Here is a 20142-nt window from a genome sequence, read left to right as displayed (position 1 = left end):
AGTATGAATGCTGTATTTCAAACAGACAGAGGCCGTGTTCGTGCTCATAATGAAGATCATGGCGGGGTGTTTTATCACGGTGATCATCTTTGTTTAGCGATAGTCGCAGATGGAATGGGCGGTCACAATGCAGGTGATATTGCGAGCCGTATGACGATTGAAGTGATGGAGCGTGCCTGGAATATGTCCGCATCAACTATCCAATCCTCCGATCATGCAGTTGAATGGTTGAAATCGGTTATTTTAGTCGTTAATCAGGATATTTTGAATCATGCAAATGAACATGCTGAATGCAGTGGTATGGGAACAACACTTGTCGCAGCATTATGTACAGAAAAATTTTGCACTATAGCAAGCATCGGCGACAGCCGATGCTATTTGCAAAGTGAAAGTGGTTTTACACAGGTAACGGAAGACCATTCACTTGTCAATGAACTTGTAAAATCTGGAGAAATTACACGTGAAGACGCGGAAAATCATCCGAAAAAAAATGTGTTGACACGTGCACTTGGCACAGATGAAAAACTGGTCGTTGATTTCAGGACGATTATGTTCGAAGAAGGGGACTATTTGCTTTTATGTTCAGATGGTTTGTCTAATAAAGTAACAACCGCTCAAATGCAACAAGTTCTTCAATCAGCGGGTTCGTTGCCGATAAAAGCGGATACACTTATTCAGATGGCCAATGAAAACGGTGGAGAAGACAATATTACGGTTGTGATTCTCGAACATTTTGCCGGCAGTGAAAGCGGGTGAGTGAAATGTTAATTGGGAAACGCTTAAGCGGCCGCTATAAAATTGACCGTATGATTGGCGGCGGCGGTATGGCTCATGTATATCTTGCCCGCGATATCATATTGGACCGTAATGTGGCTATTAAAGTACTTCGATTTGATTTTGTTGGAGAAGATGAATTTTTGCGTCGTTTTCAACGAGAAGCTCAAGCGGCGTCGAGTCTTATTCACCCGAATATTGTCAGCATATATGACGTCGGTGAAGAAGACAATGTTAATTTTATCGTGATGGAATACGTAGATGGTATGACGTTAAAAGAGTATATTCAGCAATACTCACCTCTTCCATATGAAAAAGTGATCGATATTATGAAACAGATGACGGCAGCAGTGGCATTCGCGCATCAGCATTCGATTATTCACAGGGATGTAAAGCCACATAATATGTTAATCGATCATGATGGAACGGTGAAAATGACTGATTTTGGTATTGCAATGGCGATGAGTGCAACATCGATTACACAGACGAATACCGTTCTTGGCTCGGTTCATTATATTTCTCCAGAGCAGGCAAGAGGCGGAATGGCAACAAAAAAGTCGGATATATATGCTCTTGGTATTGTGATGTATGAGTTATTAACAGGAGAGCTTCCTTTTTCAGGAGAATCGGCAGTCTCCATTGCTTTAAAGCATTTGCAATCAGAAACACCGTCTGTAAAGCAATTATATCCGGCCATTCCACAAAGTATTGAAAATATTGTGCTTCATGCAACAGCGAAAAATCCGTTTCACCGATATGGGAGTACAGAAGAAATGGAAGTGGATCTGTCAACTGCATTGGAAGACTACCGCCTTCATGAAGAAAAATTTACTATACCGGATGAAGAGGATGAGGTAACGAAAGCAATTCCGATCGTTACACCAAAACCTCCGGAACGAATAATGGCTGCACCCGCAATGGAAGAAAAGGCGAAGGAACCAAAACTAAAGAAAAGACGCAAAAAGTGGCCGTGGTTTCTTGCTCTGCTTTTGTTTGTTTCGATAGTCGCAGTCATTCTTTGGCCGATTGTGACAGCGCCGAAAGATATTGATGTGCCTGATACAACAGAGGACAGCTTGGATGCTGCAGCTTCTAAACTCGTCACAGCAGGACTTGTTGTTGGAGAATCGCATGAAGAATTCAGTGCACATGTGACAGAAGGAAAAGTGATCTATACAGACCCTGCAGCTGGTGAAACGGTGAAAGAGGGCAGTACGGTCGACTTATATGTGTCTGCTGGTAAAGAGCAGGTGGAAATGCCAGATTACGTAGGAAAGACATTGGAGGAGACACGCGAGTTGTTGGAAGAAGCGGGGATTCGAAATGTGGATGTGGAAATGATTCACGATGAAAGCGAAGCAGGAACGGTACTGGAACAAAACCCTGAAGCCAGTGAAAAAGTTATTCGGGAAGAAGTAGATGTGGAGTTAATTGTAAGTGCCGGTCTTGCAAATGTTATTCTTATTGACTTGACTGATTACACTGAAAAAAGTCTTGAGGACTATGCGGACTCTGCGGGTATTATCATTGATATTGTAGGAGAAGAATATTCGGATACAGTCGATGCAGGACAGATTTTAACGCAAACACCACAGGCGGGCAGTGAAATTGCACCGGGAAGTATAGTTAAAGTTACTTTGTCAAAAGGTCCGGAAGAAATTCCGCCTAAGACGGTTAGAAAAGACGTTGTTATTCCTTATGAACCAGAAATAGCTGGCGAACCGCAAGAAGTCCAGATTTATATTGAAGATCGGGATCAAAGTATGACTGAACCGTATGAGAAGTTTTTAATTACAGAAGATACAGAGCGAACGTTAGAATTTGTCATTGAAAAAGGAAAGAAAGCGGGATATAAAGTCATTCGTGACCAAATTGTCATTATGGACGAATCGATTCTATTCCCGGAAGGAGAAAATGAATAAGGTGGTGCTTCATGCCAGAAGGCAAAATTATTAAAGCGTTAAGCGGTTTTTACTATGTGTTAAAAGAAGAAGAAATTATTCAATGCCGGGGGCGGGGGATATTCAGAAAACAGAATATTACGCCGCTCGTCGGTGATTATGTAGAATATGAAGCGGAAAATAATAAAGAAGGATATGTTTTATCGATTGAAGAGCGCAAAAACGAACTTACCCGTCCGCCTATCGCAAATATTGATCAGGCAGTACTCGTTTTTTCAGCCATGGAGCCTGCGTTTAGTACAACACTTTTAGATCGTTTTCTTGTACTTATTGAATCAAAAGATATTGAACCAATTATATGTATTACGAAAACGGATTTATTAAATAAAGAAGATGAGCTAGCACATTATGTGTCAGATTATCGCAATATAGGTTACATTGTGATCGAGACGTCCTCTGAAACGTTCAATGGATTAGAAGTACTCGGTGATTACTTAAATGGAAAAACATCTGTTTTTGCCGGCCAGTCAGGTGTCGGTAAATCATCTTTGTTAAATGCGATTCGTCCGGATCTACGGTTGAAAACAGATGAAATATCTGATTCGCTTGGCCGCGGGAAGCATACTACTCGTCACGTAGAACTCATTCCAGCAGCAGGTGGACTTGTTGCCGATACACCGGGATTCAGTTCGCTTGATTTTGATGGAATTGAGGCAGAGGAGTTGTCTTCTTGCTTTCCCGAAATGGCAGACCGGAGTAATGCATGTAAATTTCGAGGATGTATTCATGTGAATGAGCCGAAATGTGCAATAAAAAAAGCAGTAGAGGCCGGCGAAATCCCCTCATACCGTTACGATCATTATTTGCAATTTATGGAGGAAATTAAAGAGAGAAAGCCGAGGTATTAGTTTTGAAGATCAACATGATTTACAATAAAGAAGATCGGAAATCTGCAATTAAATGGGCAGCAGAAAACGTATGATTATCCGTATTGTCGCCGGCGGGCCAGAAGAGGAACTGCCGGATTTGCATTTATTAGATACAAAGGGAATGATCTGGATTGGAGTGGACCGTGGAGCGCTTCATTTACTAAACCGTGGAATCGCACCGATGAAAGCACTGGGTGATTTTGATTCCGTCTCTCAAGAAGAAAAGAAAAGAATCATTCATGCTGTGCCTGATTATGTCCAGTATGCTGCCGAAAAAGATGAAACGGATTTAGAAATTGCTTTGAATTATGCCATTAGTCAGAAACCAGCTGCGATTGAGATTTATGGGGTGACCGGTGGCCGGCTCGATCATTTTTTTAGTGCAGTGACTCTTCTTATGAAAGATGAGGCAATGAATGAAGGAGTAACTGTGACAATTATTGACCGCTATAATCATATCTCTTTATATAAGCCTGGCCGGATAGAAGTAGAAGCAGCGGAAAACGAGCGTTATTATTCGTTTTTTGCAATGAATGAAAAAGTGGAAGAATTAACACTTGAAGGGTTTAAATACCCGCTTGTAAATTATTTGCTACAGAGTGGTTCATCTAGGTGTGTGAGCAATGAAATAATTGAAAAAAAAGCGGTCTTTTCATTCCGTTCAGGCATATTAATGGTTATAAGAAGTATTGACGGGGGGATGAACCGTTGAAATTTTATACATTAAAGCTGCCAAAATTTGTAGGTGGAATGATTCGAATGGTCTTATCTGCAGGGAAAAAGAACAAATAAAAAGCACCTGTGCACGGTGTATGAACTGTGCACAGGTGCTTTTTATTATGATTAATTAAACACGTTCAATTTTTCCAGATTTAAGCGCACGAGCGGAAACCCATACACGTTTCGGTTTACCATCTACGAGGATACGAACTTTTTGCAGGTTAGCTCCCCATGTACGTTTACTTGAATTCATCGCGTGTGAGCGATTGTTTCCAGTGCGTGCTTTACGGCCAGAGATTACACATTTTTTTGGCATTTTATTCACTCCTTACTGTTCAGGATTCATATAGTCTGTTTTATATTTGCAAGACACTTAAATAATTTATCATAATAACATAATGAATGCAACTACTTAAACAAAGTCTTTCAAGAAAAAAACCTTGACAGTGAAAAAGCCGATCTATCTCGGTTCGTAAGTTGTGAATATATATATAAGTATAGTAAAATGACAATAGTTCGATTCGCAAAGGAGGGCTTTTTGTGACGATTGAATTAAAAACAGAACTTGGACATATTGATATTTCAAATGAAGTTATTGGAATGATTGCGGGCGGTGCAGCAGTAGATTGCTATGGAATTGTTGGAATGGCATCCAAAAAGCAGCTGAAGGATGGTATTACGGAAATTTTGCGACGTGAAAACTTTACGCGAGGCGTTATTGTTCGTCAAGAAGAAGACCAAGTATTTATCGATATGTATATTATCGTCAGCTATGGAACAAAAATTTCAGAAGTGGCAAGCAATGTTCAATCAAAAGTTAAGTATACACTTAATAAAACAGTTGGCCTTTCGGTTGAGGCAGTTAATATTTTTGTACAGGGTGTACGGGTAACGACCCCTTAGTATAAGGAGGAAACCTAGTGGTGATTAATTCATTGGACGGGATCAGGCTGGCCAGGATGGTACAAGCCGGTGCACAGCATCTATCAGCGAATGCTGCAATGGTGGATGCGCTGAACGTTTTCCCGGTTCCGGATGGAGATACAGGAACAAATATGAATTTGTCCATGACGTCCGGAGCAAAAGAAACGGAACAAAACAAACAAATGCACGTTGGCAAAACAGCGGAAGCCCTCTCCAAAGGACTTTTAATGGGTGCGCGCGGAAACTCAGGTGTGATTTTGTCCCAGCTGTTCCGTGGATTTTCAAAAGCGATTGCGGGTAAACAGGAAGTGACAGCTATTGAATTGGCAGCTGCCTTTGAAGCAGGTGTACAAACAGCGTATAAAGCGGTCATGAAACCGGTTGAAGGAACGATTTTAACTGTTGCTAAAGATGCGGCGAAAAAAGCAACAGCAATAGCACAGACTGAAACCAGTATTGTTGCTGTTATTGAAGCACTCGTGGAAGAAGGACAGGCTTCATTAAATCGGACGCCTGATCTTTTGCCTGTATTAAAAGAAGTTGGTGTTGTTGATAGCGGTGGCCAGGGACTTCTGCTTGTATACGAAGGGTTTCTTGCTGAATTAAAAGGAGAAGCACTTCCGGCATCACTCTCGACGCGTCAAGACATGACAGATCTTGTCAGTGCTGAACATCATAAAAGCGTTCAAAGCTTTATGAGTACAGAGGATATTAAATTCGGTTATTGCACGGAATTTATGGTGAAGTTTGATGCTGAAAGACTAGCAAAAAATCCGTTTTCAGAAGAAAGGTTTCGTGATGAATTAAGTGAATTCGGAGACTCGTTGCTCGTCGTTTCAGATGACGAAATAGCGAAAGTGCACATTCATGCAGAACATCCAGGAAATGTACTGACAATTGGGCAAAAATATGGCAGCTTGATTAATATGAAAATTGAAAATATGCGTGAACAGCATAGTGCCATTACAGGCGGCTCTGTTCAAGAACCAAAACGCGCAGCAGAAAAAGCCCGTTACGGCGTTGTTACTGTGGCAATGGGTGCAGGTGTTGCAGAACTGTTTAAAAGCATCGGTGCTACGTTTGTCATCGAGGGTGGACAAACGATGAACCCATCAACAGAAGATATGGTAAAAGCCATTCATGAATCCCATGCGGATCACGTTATCCTTTTACCAAATAATAAAAACATTATTATGGCAGCGGAACAAGCGGCAGAGGTATCTGAAGCAAATGTTATTGTTATACCGACAAAAACGGTTCCCCAAGGGATCGCAGCATTGATCGCCTTTAATCCGGATGGAGACGAACAGACGAATAAAAGTGCGATGATAAGTGCGGCGGGATATGTGAAGACAGGACAGATTACGTATGCCGTCAGAGACACGAGTATTGATGGCATTGACATTAAGAAAAACGATTTTATGGGTCTTGCAGAAGGAAAAATTACGGTGACAAATCAAAATAAAATGACAGCTGTGAAAGACCTCCTTGAGTCTCTTCTCGATAATGAATCAGAAATTGTAACCGTTATTTATGGGCAGGATACAATAGAAACAGAGGTCGATCAAGTAGTCTCTTATATTGAAGAGAAATATCCTAATGCCGAAGTGGAAGTTCATAATGGACAGCAGCCGCTTTATCCGTTTATTTTCTCGATTGAATAACAGTGAGAGGGGGAGAGATCTCTCTCTTTTTCTCATTTTTAGAAAGGAGGAAACGCTGTGCACATAGCTGAGTCACCACTTCAATTGCCAGTCAGTGTCTTGAATGGAGCCGGAAAAGAAACGGAAATGTCACTTGCAAGTATTGGTGTATTAACGGTGGGTGATTTAATGGAATTCGTTCCAGCACGGTATGAGGATATGCGCTTAAAAAGCCCGTCCGATGCTGTGCATGAAGAGAAAGTGACGATTGAAGGAACGATTCAAACAGAGCCCTCTGTCATGTATTACGGAAAAAAGAAATCACGCCTTACATTTAAGATGCTGTCTGGTCCGCATGTAATTAATGTGACATTTTTTAATCAGCCGTATTTAAAGAAAAAAGTGGCCATTGGGGATATGATAACGGTGACTGGAAAATGGGATCGGCATCGTCTAGCGTTATCCGGTCAAGTCCTTGAAACAGGGCAATACAGACGTGAATCGGATTTTGAAGCAGTATATTTGCTTAGAAATGCCATTCCGCTTAAATTATTCCGTAAACTTGTTTTGCAAGCCATTGAGTTATATGGTTTATATATTGAAGAAACATTGCCGGCGGCTCTTTTGCAAAAGTATCGGCTTATGGAACGAAAAGAGGCGATCAGGGCGCTTCATTTTCCAGAATCAGAGGAAGAAATGAAACAGGCCCGGCGTCGTTTTGTCTATGAAGAATTTTTTTATTTTCAATTGAAAATGCAGGCACTTCGTAAAGTAATTCGCGAGCAGTCGGGCGGTATTGTACAAAAATACGATCTTGCGAAATTAAAAATATTAATTGAGTCACTGCCGTTTGAACTAACGAATGCACAGAAAAAAGCAGTGAATGAAATTTGTACAGATATGAAATCGCCTTATCGAATGAACAGGCTCTTGCAAGGAGATGTTGGAAGCGGTAAAACAGCTGTAGCGATACTGGCATTATATGCTTCTGTCACAGCAGGGTATCAGGGAGCACTAATGGTTCCGACAGAAATTTTAGCCGAACAGCATGCAAAATCGCTTCATGATATACTTAAATCGTTTGGTGTTCGTACGGCCCTTTTAACAGGAACGGTCAAAGGAAAAAAACGACGGGCACTTCTTGAGGCACTTGCTTCGGGAGAAATCGATATTTTAGTTGGAACGCATGCACTCATTCAAGATGACGTTTTGTTTCAAAACCTAGGTCTCGTTATTACAGATGAACAGCATCGTTTTGGTGTCAAGCAGCGCCGTGTTTTGCGGTCGAAAGGAAAAAATCCGGATGTGTTGTTTATGACAGCTACGCCGATTCCGAGAACACTTGCCATTACCGTATTTGGCGAAATGGATGTTTCGATTATTAATGAAATGCCAGCAGGACGAAAAGCAATCGAAACATATTGGGCAAAAGAAGAAATGCTCGGCCGTGTACTTGATTTTACCGAAAAAGAATTGGTGAAAGGGAGACAGGCCTACGTGATTTGTCCGCTGATTGAAGAATCAGAAAAGCTTGATTTTCAAAATGCACTCGATGTTCATGCGCAATTGAGCAATTATTATCAAGGGAAATTTACAGTTGGTCTTATGCATGGCCGTCTGTCGGGCGATGAAAAAGAGGCAGTCATGAAATCATTCAGTGCAAATGAGCTGAACATACTTGTGTCAACGACGGTTGTAGAAGTCGGTGTCAATGTACCAAACGCGACGGTGATGATCATATATGATGCGGAACGATTTGGTTTATCCCAGCTCCATCAGCTGCGAGGACGTGTTGGACGAGGATCCGAACAGTCATACTGTATGCTTATTGCAGATCCAAAATCAGAAACAGGGAAAGAACGGATGACCGCTATGACGGAAACGAATGATGGATTTGTTCTTAGTGAAAAAGATTTAGAATTACGCGGACCGGGCGATTTTTTTGGCCGAAAGCAAAGTGGATTGCCTGAATTCAAAATGGCTGACATGGTTCATGATTATCGGGCGCTTGAAACAGCGCGAGAAGATGCAAAGACGTACATCGGCTCTCCAGCATTCTGGACGGACGATGAATATCGTCTTTTACGGGATATATTAATAGAATCGGGTGTACTATCTAATGAAAAGCTTGACTGAGAATGCAAGATTATCCTTGCATTCTTTTTTTGTTGTCTCTATACTAACTTTAGTACCTAGTCCTAATAACGGATGGATGGTGGCGAATAAAATGAGAAGAACAAAAAAAGAGCGGCAGGAACATCTTCAGACGACGATTCAGGCTAATCCATTTGTGACCGATGAGGAGCTGGCAAGTCAATTTCATGTCAGTGTCCAAACAATTCGACTTGACAGAATGGAGCTGTCAATCCCTGAATTGCGTGAACGAATAAAATACGTAGCAGAACGAAACATGAATGATGAAGTGAGATCTCTGCCAATTGAGGAAGTAATCGGTGAAATTATTGACATTGAACTTGATAAAAGTGCGATTTCGATTTTTGACGTGAAAAAGGAACATGTCTTTACGCGCAATGGTATTGCGCGCGGTCATCATTTATTTGCCCAGGCAAATTCTCTTGCTGTTGCTGTTATTAATGATGAAATGGCACTGACGAGAAAAGCAGATATCCAGTTTACACGTTCGGTAAGAGAAGGTGAGCGTATCGTGGCGAAAGCAAAAGTGATCAGAACAGAAAAGTTACAAACAATAGTGAAAGTATCAAGCTTTGTCGGCAGCGAACTTGTTTTCCGTGGAGAATTCTCCATGTTCCGCGCTCCGTCACGAGAAAAGGAGGACCAAAATGAAACTGGCAATTGATGCAATGGGTGGCGACAATGCACCGGAGCAAATCATACTTGGAGTAAATCGGGCACTGGAGCAAATACCAGAAATCGAAATAATCGTGTTCGGGGATGAACAGAAAATACGTACATACTTAGACGTGAATAGCAGAGTGGAGATTATTCATGCACCGGATGTTATTCTAGGTACTGACGAACCGGTTCGGGCTGTTCGCAGGAAGAAGGAGTCATCGCTCGTCATGATGGCATCGGCGATCGCAAACAATGAAGCATCGGCATGTGTATCCGCTGGGAATACAGGAGCACTAATGGCTGCAGGACTTTTCATTGTCAATCGTATAGACGGCATTGAGAGGCCGGCACTTGCTCCAACTTTGCCGACGCTTGATGGTAAAGGATTTGTCCTGCTTGATGCAGGTGCTAATTCGGATGCAAAACCAGAGCATTTGCTTCAATATGCTGTGATGGGTTCTGTTTATGCGGAAAAGGTACGGGGCATTGACAAGCCGCGCGTGGGTTTGCTGAATATAGGTACAGAAGAGAAGAAAGGGAACGAGTTGACGAAAGCCGCTTTCACGCTTTTAAGTGAAGCAGATGATCTTCACTTTATCGGTAACGTTGAATCACGTGATTTGCTGAATGGAGTAGCTGATGTTGTCGTAACAGATGGGTTTACAGGAAACATGGTATTAAAAACAATCGAAGGGACAGCAATGTCTGTTTTCTCGATGTTAAAAACGGCGCTCACCTCTTCAACGAAATCAAAGATAGGTGCCGCTCTGTTAAAAGATGAACTGCGCAAATTGAAAAATACAATGGATTACACTGAATATGGCGGTGCAGGCCTTTTTGGTTTAAAAGCGCCAGTTATTAAAGCGCATGGTTCATCGGATTCGAATGCATTTTTCCATGCGATTGAGCAGGCATATAAGATGGCGGAATCAAATGTACCGGCGATTATTGAAACACAAATTTCCAAGTAGAGAGGAAGATTTGAACTAATGGGGAAAATTGCTTTCGTTTTTCCAGGACAAGGATCACAAACAGTTGGAATGGGGAAATCACTTGCGGATCAGCATGAAGACATCCGCGCGATGTTCGATCAAGCAGACGAAAAACTCGGGTACTCGTTAACGGATATTATGTTTAATGGCCCGGATGAAGAGCTAACATTAACAACAAATGCACAGCCAGCTCTTTTAACGATGAGTCTGGCTGTATTAAAACGCTTTGAAACGGTTGGTATTACACCGGATTTTACAGCAGGTCACAGTCTTGGAGAGTATACTGCTCTTGCAGCAGCCGGTGCTATTACCTTTGAAAAAGCGGTCGTCGCTGTCCATCAGCGTGGGAAATTAATGGAAGAAGCGGTCCCGGCAGGTCTTGGTGCAATGGCAGCAGTCCTTGGTATGGACCGGGATGCACTGGAAGAAGTGATGATAGAAATCTCAAACAGCGGTGCTATCGCAGCCGCAGCCAATTTTAACTGCCCGGGCCAAATTGTTATTTCTGGTTCGAAAGAAGGTGTTGAAAAAGCGTCAGAACGATTAAAGGAAAAAGGCGCCAAGCGAGTTATTCCACTTAACGTCAGTGGTCCATTTCATTCTCCGCTTATGAAACCGGCAGCTGAAAAATTGCGTGCAGTGCTCGATATGGCGAACATTCAAGCAAGTAAAGTACCGGTTATGGCCAATGTCGATGCGAAACCTGTAACAGATGCAGAAACGATTAAAGAAAATCTTGTTCGCCAGCTGTATTCGCCTGTTTTATGGGAAGACAGTGTAAACGTGCTATTAAATGAGGGTGTTGATACGTTTATTGAAATTGGTTCAGGTACGGTGTTGTCAGGTTTAATTAAAAAAGTAAATCGCCGTGTGCGTACGTTTGCGGTGAGTGATGAGGAATCCATTATGAAAACAGCGGCAGCGCTGAAGGAGGAAGCAAAATGAATCTTGATGGAAAAATTGCACTTGTTACCGGTGCATCACGAGGAATTGGCAAGGCAATCGCACTTGAACTAGCGCGACTTGGTGCTGATATAGTTGTTAACTATGCAGGTAATGAACAAAAAGCCAAAGACGTCGCAGAAGAAATTAAAGCGATAGGCCGCCGTTCATTTATCATTCAGTGTGATATTTCCGATAGTGATGCTGTTCAGGTAATGGTCAAAGAAACAATCGATCAATTTGGCCGTGTTGATATTCTTGTAAACAATGCAGGCATCACACGCGATAATTTACTTATGCGTATGAAAGAGCAAGAATGGGATGACGTTATCAATACGAATTTAAAAGGTGTATTCCTTTGTACAAAAGCGGTAACACGCCAGATGATGAAACAGCGGAGTGGCCGAATTATTAACATCTCTTCTGTTGTTGGCCGGATTGGAAATGCAGGTCAAGCAAACTACACTGCCGCAAAAGCAGGCGTAATTGGTTTGACAAAAGCGTCAGCACGTGAACTAGCAGCACGAGGCATTACTGTCAATGCCATTGCGCCGGGCTTTATAGCAACAGATATGACGGAGGAATTGCCAAGTGAAGCAAAAGAACAGTTAGTTGGACAAATCCCGTTAGGCACACTTGGCGAAGTGGAAGATATCGCTGCTGCGGCTGCCTTTTTGGCGAGTGATGGGGCTAAATACATTACGGGTCAAGTCATTGGTGTGGATGGCGGCATGGCAATGTAAGAAAAGACGTGTTCTAAGACTGCAAATCGACTATAATACATTGAGGGGAGGTGAATCATAGTGGCAGATGTATTAGAACGTGTAACGAAAATTATTGTAGATCGTCTAGGCGTAGAGGAATCACAAGTCAACTTGGATGCAAAATTCAAGGAAGATCTTGGTGCGGATTCTCTTGACGTTGTTGAACTTGTTATGGAATTGGAAGACGAATTTGATGTAGAAATTTCCGATGATGATGCGGAAAAAATTACGACGGTAGGCGACGCTGTAACATACATAAACAGCAAAAACTAATCGTCCATTAATGGCAGATCCGCTCGTGCGGATCTGCTTTTTCAATTGTCTTTGCGCTATGCATTTTTTTCAGATAAACTGTTTTTGTATGCAATTTAACTTTTCGGAGGAACATTAATGAAGAAAACAAATCGGGAGCAGCGTTATTCCGAACGGAAAGATATGGAATTTAAACAATTTCAAGAAACCATGGATATCCGTTTTCAAAACGAATCATTATTAAAACAAGCATTTACCCATTCATCCTATGTGAATGAGCATCGGAGAAGACCATACGAAGACAATGAGCGGCTCGAGTTTCTTGGAGATGCTGTACTAGAACTAACCGTATCGCAATTTTTGTATAAGACATATCCGGTTATGACTGAAGGAGAATTAACGAAATTGCGTGCAGCTGTTGTCTGTGAACCGTCACTTGTCATGTTTGCAAATGAACTTGAATTTGGCAAACTTATTTTACTAGGAAAAGGAGAAGAAATGACCGGTGGGAGAATGCGTCCAGCTCTTCTTGCCGATGTATTTGAATCCTTTGTCGGTGCACTCTATTTAGATCAGGGAATTGAGGCAGTGATTCCTTTTTTAGAACGGGTCGTCTTTTCTAAAATCAGCGCCGGTGCTTTTTCTCATGTGATGGATTTTAAAAGTCAGTTGCAGGAATATGTACAGCGTGAATTAAAAGGAGCGCCCACTTACTGCATATTAGAAGAAAAAGGTCCAGCGCATCATAAAGAATTTGTCACTGAAGTGTCGCTAAATGGAACAGTGCTTGGCCGCGGTGCCGGCCGTTCTAAAAAAGAAGCAGAACAGTTTGCGGCGCAAATGGCACTAGAAAACATGAAACAACAATCGAACTAGAAGACAGGTGAATAGGCATGATCCTGAAAAAATTGGATATTGCAGGATTTAAATCATTTGCCGGAAAAGTTTCACTCGAATTTATGCCTGGTGTAACCGCAGTTGTCGGCCCAAACGGCTCAGGGAAAAGTAACATTACGGAAGCCATTCGCTGGGTGCTAGGTGAACAATCGGCGAAAAGTTTACGCGGAGGGAAAATGGAAGATGTCATTTTTTCTGGCAGTGACTCAAGAAGGAAATTGAACGAGGCAGCTGTAACGATTACGCTCGATAACAGGGATGGTGCGTTACCCCTGGAATACAGCGAAGTAAGCATTATGCGCCGCGTAAATCGGAACGGGGACAGCGATTATTTTATTAATAAGCAAAGCTGCCGTCTGAAAGATATTATTGAATTATTTATGGATTCAGGTCTTGGCCGGGGTGCCTTTTCAATTATCGGACAGGGCCGTGTTGATGAAATTTTGAACAGTCGGCCGGAAGAAAGAAGGTCGATTTTTGAAGAAGCAGCCGGGGTATTAAAATACAAAACTCGTAAAAAACAAGCAGAACAAAAACTGAAGGAAACCGAAGAAAATATAAGCCGTGTGAACGATATTTTACACGAGCTTGAACAACGGGTCGAACCGCTTGCAATACAAGCATCTGCGGCCAGAGATTATTTGGAAAAAAAAGCGGAGTTAAAAGAAATTGAGACAGGAGTATGGGCATATGATATCGCAGAAACTCATACGAAATGGGAAAGCCAAAAAAAAGAAAAAAAGAGAAATGAACAACAGGCAGACCGATTGTCCGAACAGGTAGAGTCTTCCGAGTCGATTATTAAAACGATAGAACGGGATTTAAAGCAGCTCGGTGAACAGGAAGAGATAGCTCAGCAGAATTTACTTACCATTATCGAATCTCTTGAAAAAATTGAAGGAAAACGCCGGCTTATGGATGAACGTCTAAAAAATGCATCCTACAATGAAGAACGTTTGGCGAAATCAATAGATGACGTAGAGAAAAAACGTATATCTTTAAAAACATCAAAAGTAGAAGCAAGCAAACTGGTAGAGTTAAAGCGAGAAGAACTTGAAAAGTTAAAACGCGAAGCAATAGAAAAAGAGGCCTTTTTTCAAGCTTTTTCTGAAAATGCTGAAGAAAAACTGGAATCGTTAAAATCAGACTATATTGATCATTTAAATCGCGTAGCGGCAGCAAAAAATGAGCTGCGTGAGATAGATCGCCAGCTCGAGCGGCTTACTTTACGATTTACCCGTCTTGACGGCAGCAATAATCAATACTTGAACGAACGCCGATTACTTGAAGAAGAAAAACAGAAGCTTGAACAAGCACGAGTGGCAGCTGAACAGAAACTGAATGAGCATCACGCTTTTTACAGAGAAGCGAAAAAAGAACGTGATACAGTAAAAGAAACAATGGAGAAACGACGCACGTCTCTGTATAAAGCGTATCAAATTTTGCAGGAAGCCGTATCACGCCGTGAGTTGCTTTCGTCGCTAGAAGAAGAATATGCTGGTTTTTATTCAGGTGTAAAAGAAGTATTAAAAGAAAAAAACAATCGGCTGCCTGGCGTCATTGGTGCTGCTGCTGAACTGATTCGTGTTCCGAAAGAATATGAACTAGCGATTGAAACAGCTCTTGGTGGTGCAATGCAGCATATATTTGTGACAGATGAGCAGTCGGCACGTACAGCGATTGCCTTTTTGAAAAAAAATAAATATGGACGCGCAACGTTTTTACCGCTTTCAACGGTGAAAGAGAAAACACTTCCAGAACATATACAATCATCAATTCGAGGAGAAAAAGGCTTTCTTGGAACAGCGAATGAACTTGCTGATTACGATAAGCAATATGCCGGGGCTGCCGGTCATTTGCTTGGCAATGTTATTATTGCTGCTTCACTTGAAGAAGCAAATCATATTGCCCGTAAAGTAAATTATCGTTACCGTATTGTAACAGTAGAAGGTGATGTGGTGAATGCGGGAGGTTCAATGACAGGCGGCTCTCTGAAAAAAACAGGTGTATCGTTAATCGGGCGTAAAAATGAACTGGATACATTGAACAGCCAGGTCGAAATGATGGAGCGAAAAACGTTATCCGCTGAACAAGATGTAAAGTCTTTGCAGCTTCGTTCTGTGGAGCAAGATCAATATGTGCAGAAGCTGGAAGAAACAGGTGAAATGTACCGGCAGTCATTGCAGGAAGTGAAAAATCAGCTATTGGAATGGTCATTTAATGAACAGTCTATTAATGATCGTCTAGCCGTGTATGATGCAGAAAAACGGGAGTTTCATGATGAACAAACTTTCTTGCAAAAAAGAAAACAAGAGGTGGAAGCAACACTGAAAGAAGAGCAAGAGTCTATTCAATTGCTCGATCATCAAATAGCATTGCTTGAATCAAAGCGAAAATCTGCCTCTGCTGAGCGTGAACATCTGGCAGCAGAGTTGAATGCACTTCGTCCAAAAATTGCGGTGTTAAGTGAACAGCTTGATTATAAAAAAGAACAAGAAATGCGTCTGCTTTCTGAATGGACAGAGACAGAAAAAATATATGAACAGCTGTTAGAAGAACGGTCGTTTATTCAAAGCGAACAAAGCAACAGCGGCACAACAGGTGTAACACTTGCGCGGCAGTCAGAAGAATGGTCAGCTGAAAAAGATCAGGCTGTTAAGGAAATTGCCCGTATAAAATCAACACGTTTGAAAAAAACAGAAGAGCTTGAACAAAAAACAAAATCATTAACGGAATTACGCCGTCTATTAAAAGGACTATCTGAAGCGGTGCGTGAACATGATGTGAAAATCGCCCGTCTGGAAGTAGAGATGGATTCGCTCCTGCAAAAACTAAATGAGCATTATTCGCTTACGTTTGAAGAAGCGCAACGTGATTATCCACTCGATCGCCCGCTTGATGAAGCGAAGCGCCATATACGTTTAATCAAAAAAACAATTGAAGAACTTGGCGATGTAAATATTAGTGCAATTGAAGAGTATGAGACGACATTTGCCCGTGTCACCTTTTTATACGATCAGAAAATAGATCTTGAAGAAGCGAAAGGGACATTGCGTGATGTTATGGATGAGATGGATATAGAAATGACGCGTCGTTTTAAGGAAACATTTGACTCGATTAAAGCGGAATTTCAGCCAGCCTTTACACAGCTATTTGGCGGCGGGCGGGCAGAGCTGAAATTAACCGACCCGAAAGATATTCTTCATTCCGGTGTTGATATTTCAGCCATGCCTCCAGGGAAAAAGCTGCAGCATTTAAGCTTGCTTTCAGGCGGCGAACGTACACTCACAGCGATTGCCATGTTATTTGCGATTCTACGTGTGCGTCCTGTACCATTTTGCATTCTTGATGAAGTAGAAGCAGCGCTTGATGAAGTAAACGTACACCGATTTAGTCGCTATTTAAAACAGTTCAGTGAAAATACACAGTTTATCGTTATTACGCATCGAAAGCAGACGATGGAAGAAGCAGACGCCTTATATGGCGTAGCAATGCAGGAGTCAGGCGTGTCCAGTCTCGTATCAGTTCGTCTTGAAGAAGCGGCCGCGTCTATTTAATGAGAAAGGAATGAACGAAATGAGCTTTTTCAAAAAACTAAAAGACAAATTCTCCAGTTCGGAGGAACAAGAACAAACAACGGAAAAATATGCAGAAGGCTTAACAAAAACGCGGACTGGATTTGCAGCAAAAGTAAATAATTTAATTGCCCGTTACCGTAAAATCGATGAGGATTTCTTTGAAGAGCTAGAAGAAATTTTAATTGGAGCGGATGTTGGGTTCGATACGGTAATGGAATTGATTGATGAATTAAAATTGGAAGTGAAGCGCCAGAACACGAATGACCCTTCAGCAATTCGTGAAATTATTACTGAAAAATTTGTTGATATTTATGCGGGTGATGAAGAAGTCGAGTCTGATTTGAACATTCAAGATGGAGAACTGACGGTTATTTTATTTGTCGGAGTAAATGGTGTCGGCAAAACAACGACGATCGGCAAACTTGCACATACATTTAAATCAGATGGCAAAAAAGTGATGCTTGCAGCAGGTGACACATTCCGGGCAGGTGCAATTGAACAGCTGGAAGTATGGGGAGAACGCACTGGTGTTGACGTTATTAAACAGACAGAAGGATCAGACCCGGCAGCTGTCATGTATGATGCTGTTCGTGCAGCCAAATCACGCGGTGCAGATATTTTACTTTGTGATACGGCTGGACGTTTGCAAAATAAAGTAAATTTAATGAATGAATTACAAAAGGTGAGGCGTGTCATTGAACGAGAAATTCCTGGCGCTCCGCATGAAGTATTACTTGTTGTCGATGCAACGACTGGTCAAAATGCACTCATCCAAGCGAAAACGTTTAAAGAAGCGACGGATGTATCAGGTATCGTATTGACGAAGCTAGATGGTACTGCAAAGGGCGGCATCGTGCTTGCGATCCGTAAAGAGCTTGGTGTTCCGGTAAAATTTGTTGGACTCGGTGAAAAAATGGATGACTTGCAGCCATTTAATGCTGAGAAGTATGCATACGGATTATTTGCACAGGCATTTGAAGAAAAAAAGGAAGATAAAATGAACGATGAAGTAAACGAATAAAAGAAAGCGTATCTGCTTTTTATCTTTCTTGACAGAAGAGGAAGAAGCAGGTACACTATTTTAGGTGTAAAGGTTTTTCACTTAACGAAGGAGAGGACAGCTTTGCTTGAAAAAACGATGCGGATGAATTATCTGTCCGATTTTTATCAGATGCTTCTAACCGACAAGCAGCGCAGCTATATGTCCTTATACTATCTCGATGATTACTCGCTAGGCGAAATCGCTGAAGAGTATGGAGTGAGCCGTCAAGCAGTTTACGACAATATAAAACGTACAGAAGCAATGCTTGAAGAATATGAAGCAAAATTAAAGCTGCTAAATAAATTCCAGCAGCGCAAAGAACTGATCGAGCAGCTGAAGGAATGTGCAGATGCGCATTCCTTGCCGCTCGTTCTGGCGCTTGAGGAACTCGAATAGGGGGACTGCGTGATGGCGTTTGAAGGATTGGCCGAACGGCTGCAAGGAACCATGCAGAAGATTCGCGGCAAAGGGAAAGTATCTGAAGCCGATGTGAAAGAAATGATGCGTGAAGTGCGTCTAGCGTTACTAGAGGCGGACGTTAACTTTAAAGTTGTAAAAGAATTCGTTAAAAAAGTAAGCGAGCGTTCTGTTGGCCAAGAAGTCATGAAAAGTTTAACACCAGGCCAGCAGGTCATTAAAGTTGTAAAAGAAGAACTGACTCAACTGATGGGCGGTGAAGAAAGCCGGATCGGTACGTCTAAACGTCCGCCAACAGTCATCATGATGGTGGGTTTACAGGGGGCCGGTAAAACGACAACAACAGGGAAGCTTGCGAACCTGCTCCGGAAAAAATATAATCGCAAGCCCCTGTTAGTTGCGGCAGATATTTATCGTCCCGCGGCCATTAAACAGCTTGAAACACTTGGCAAGCAACTGGATATGCCTGTTTTTTCACTAGGCGATCAAGAAAGTCCGGTTGAGATTACCAAGCAGGCGATTCAAAAAGCGAAAGATGAACATCTTGATTATGTCTTAGTTGATACGGCAGGCCGTCTTCATATTGATGAAACGCTCATGGACGAACTGAAACAAATTAAAGAGCTTTCTGCACCAGAAGAAATTTTTCTTATTGTTGATTCAATGACTGGACAAGATGCTGTAAACGTAGCTGAAAGCTTTAATGAACAGCTTGGTATTACGGGCGTTGTGCTGACGAAGTTAGATGGTGATACGCGCGGGGGTGCAGCATTGTCTATTCGGGCTGTCACCGGAAAACCGATTAAATTTGTCGGTATGGGTGAAAAGCTCGATGCGCTTGAATCGTTTCATCCGGAACGTATGGCTTCACGCATTCTCGGTATGGGTGATGTGTTGACCCTTATTGAAAAAGCACAAACGAATGTAGATGAATCGAAAGCGAAAGAGCTTGAGCAAAAAATGCGGACGATGTCATTCACATTTGACGATTTTCTCGATCAACTCGGACAGGTACGCTCGATGGGGCCTCTTGATGAAATATTGAAAATGCTGCCAGGTGCGAATAAAATGAAAGGCCTTAGTAATGTGCAAGTCGATGAAAAGCAAATCGGCCGCGTTGAGGCTATTATCCGTTCAATGACACGTGAAGAAAAGCAGCAGCCGGAGATTATTAATTCAGGCCGCCGCAAACGAATTGCGACAGGCAGCGGCACATCTATTCAGGAAGTAAACCGTCTTCTTAAGCAATTTGAAGATATGAAAAAAATGATGAAACAAATGTCTTCTATGCAGCAAAAAGGCAAGAAAAAAGGCGGAATGCCAAAATTACCGTTTATGTAAGAAAATGGCGCTGGCTGTTCTGGAGCAGCAAGTGAAAGACAGACGAACATAACGGTGTTTTGTATCGTGAAGTCAGGTTGGATTTTGGCCGTGAGCTTCAAGGAAACGCATGGAGACAACGGAAGAAAATGGAGCAGATTTTCCAGTTCCAAGGCTAAAAAGCGCGGCACTCCAGCCGCCATGCATTTGTAACTTGCTTCTTGTGAACCTTG

19 protein-coding genes are annotated in these 20142 nt (G+C 42.0%); 18 read left to right on the top strand and 1 reads right to left on the bottom strand.

What is annotated here, in order from left to right; translation table 11 throughout:
- Positions 1-3: 3 nt before the first annotated feature.
- From ACZYRN_RS09445 to spoVM, 5 genes are read left to right on the top strand one after another with little or no spacing between them, the layout of a single operon-like run.
- Positions 4-756: a Stp1/IreP family PP2C-type Ser/Thr phosphatase gene (locus ACZYRN_RS09445; protein WP_488911301.1), complete on the top strand. Its 753-nt coding sequence runs from the start codon at positions 4-6 to the stop codon at positions 754-756.
- 5 nt (positions 757-761) lie between these two features.
- Positions 762-2696 carry a Stk1 family PASTA domain-containing Ser/Thr kinase gene (gene pknB, locus ACZYRN_RS09440; RefSeq protein ID WP_488911742.1) on the top strand — a complete coding sequence of 645 codons (1935 nt, stop codon included), beginning with the start codon at positions 762-764 and terminating at the stop codon, positions 2694-2696.
- Between the two features lie 11 nt (positions 2697-2707).
- Entirely contained in the window at positions 2708-3583 is an 876-nt protein-coding gene (rsgA, locus tag ACZYRN_RS09435) for a ribosome small subunit-dependent GTPase A (protein WP_488911300.1), read from the top strand.
- Positions 3584-3635: 52 nt separating this feature from the next.
- Positions 3636-4316 carry a thiamine diphosphokinase gene (locus ACZYRN_RS09430; protein ID WP_488911299.1) on the top strand — a complete coding sequence of 227 codons (681 nt, stop codon included), beginning with the start codon at positions 3636-3638 and terminating at the stop codon, positions 4314-4316.
- On the top strand, positions 4313-4396 hold the full coding sequence (gene spoVM, locus ACZYRN_RS09425) for a stage V sporulation protein SpoVM (RefSeq protein WP_034285583.1): 84 nt from the start codon (positions 4313-4315) through the stop codon (positions 4394-4396). The genes ACZYRN_RS09430 and spoVM overlap by 4 nt, the downstream gene beginning before the upstream one ends.
- A gap of 55 nt (positions 4397-4451) precedes the next feature.
- Here the strand turns inward: spoVM and rpmB are convergent, their stop codons facing one another.
- Positions 4452-4640: a 50S ribosomal protein L28 gene (gene rpmB / locus ACZYRN_RS09420; protein ID WP_488911298.1), complete on the bottom strand. Its 189-nt coding sequence runs from the start codon at positions 4638-4640 to the stop codon at positions 4452-4454.
- Between the two features lie 224 nt (positions 4641-4864).
- Here rpmB and ACZYRN_RS09415 point away from each other — a divergent pair, with 224 nt between their 5' ends.
- The 13 genes from ACZYRN_RS09415 to ffh all read left to right on the top strand — a co-directional run bounded on the left by ACZYRN_RS09415 (position 4865) and on the right by ffh (position 19930).
- Complete coding sequence (locus ACZYRN_RS09415; RefSeq protein ID WP_488911297.1) at positions 4865-5227, top strand: Asp23/Gls24 family envelope stress response protein; 363 nt, start codon at positions 4865-4867, stop codon at positions 5225-5227.
- A gap of 17 nt (positions 5228-5244) precedes the next feature.
- Entirely contained in the window at positions 5245-6912 is a 1668-nt protein-coding gene (locus ACZYRN_RS09410; protein ID WP_488911296.1) for a DAK2 domain-containing protein, read from the top strand.
- 57 nt (positions 6913-6969) lie between these two features.
- Entirely contained in the window at positions 6970-9027 is a 2058-nt protein-coding gene (gene recG, locus ACZYRN_RS09405; protein ID WP_488911295.1) for an ATP-dependent DNA helicase RecG, read from the top strand.
- Positions 9028-9118: 91 nt separating this feature from the next.
- Positions 9119-9709: a transcription factor FapR gene (gene fapR, locus ACZYRN_RS09400; protein ID WP_488911294.1), complete on the top strand. Its 591-nt coding sequence runs from the start codon at positions 9119-9121 to the stop codon at positions 9707-9709.
- Entirely contained in the window at positions 9693-10676 is a 984-nt protein-coding gene (plsX, locus tag ACZYRN_RS09395; RefSeq protein ID WP_488911293.1) for a phosphate acyltransferase PlsX, read from the top strand. The genes fapR and plsX overlap by 17 nt, the downstream gene beginning before the upstream one ends.
- 18 nt (positions 10677-10694) lie before the next feature.
- Positions 10695-11642, top strand: a complete 948-nt coding sequence (gene fabD / locus ACZYRN_RS09390; protein WP_488911291.1) for an ACP S-malonyltransferase — start codon at positions 10695-10697, stop codon at positions 11640-11642.
- Positions 11639-12382, top strand: coding sequence for a 3-oxoacyl-[acyl-carrier-protein] reductase (gene fabG / locus ACZYRN_RS09385; RefSeq protein WP_488911290.1), 744 nt, complete (start codon positions 11639-11641; stop codon positions 12380-12382). The genes fabD and fabG overlap by 4 nt, the downstream gene beginning before the upstream one ends.
- Positions 12383-12442: 60 nt before the next feature.
- Entirely contained in the window at positions 12443-12676 is a 234-nt protein-coding gene (gene acpP, locus ACZYRN_RS09380; protein WP_018392316.1) for an acyl carrier protein, read from the top strand.
- A gap of 117 nt (positions 12677-12793) precedes the next feature.
- Complete coding sequence (rnc, locus tag ACZYRN_RS09375; protein ID WP_488911289.1) at positions 12794-13531, top strand: ribonuclease III; 738 nt, start codon at positions 12794-12796, stop codon at positions 13529-13531.
- A 17-nt stretch (positions 13532-13548) separates the two neighbouring features.
- The gene (gene smc / locus ACZYRN_RS09370) at positions 13549-17109 is read left to right on the top strand and encodes a chromosome segregation protein SMC (RefSeq protein ID WP_488911288.1); all 3561 of its coding nucleotides are present in this window, start codon (positions 13549-13551) and stop codon (positions 17107-17109) included.
- Between the two features lie 19 nt (positions 17110-17128).
- A complete protein-coding gene (gene ftsY, locus ACZYRN_RS09365) occupies positions 17129-18151 on the top strand; it encodes a signal recognition particle-docking protein FtsY (protein WP_488911287.1) in 1023 nt (340 codons plus the stop codon).
- A 102-nt stretch (positions 18152-18253) separates the two neighbouring features.
- Entirely contained in the window at positions 18254-18568 is a 315-nt protein-coding gene (locus tag ACZYRN_RS09360) for a putative DNA-binding protein (RefSeq protein WP_018392320.1), read from the top strand.
- A gap of 12 nt (positions 18569-18580) precedes the next feature.
- Complete coding sequence (gene ffh, locus ACZYRN_RS09355; RefSeq protein ID WP_488911286.1) at positions 18581-19930, top strand: signal recognition particle protein; 1350 nt, start codon at positions 18581-18583, stop codon at positions 19928-19930.
- Positions 19931-20142 lie beyond the last annotated feature (212 nt).

It is taken from the genome of Domibacillus sp. F004, from assembly GCF_057814295.1.
Note: the sequence above shows the minus strand (reverse complement) of the source record. Positions and strands in the feature narration are given on the sequence as shown.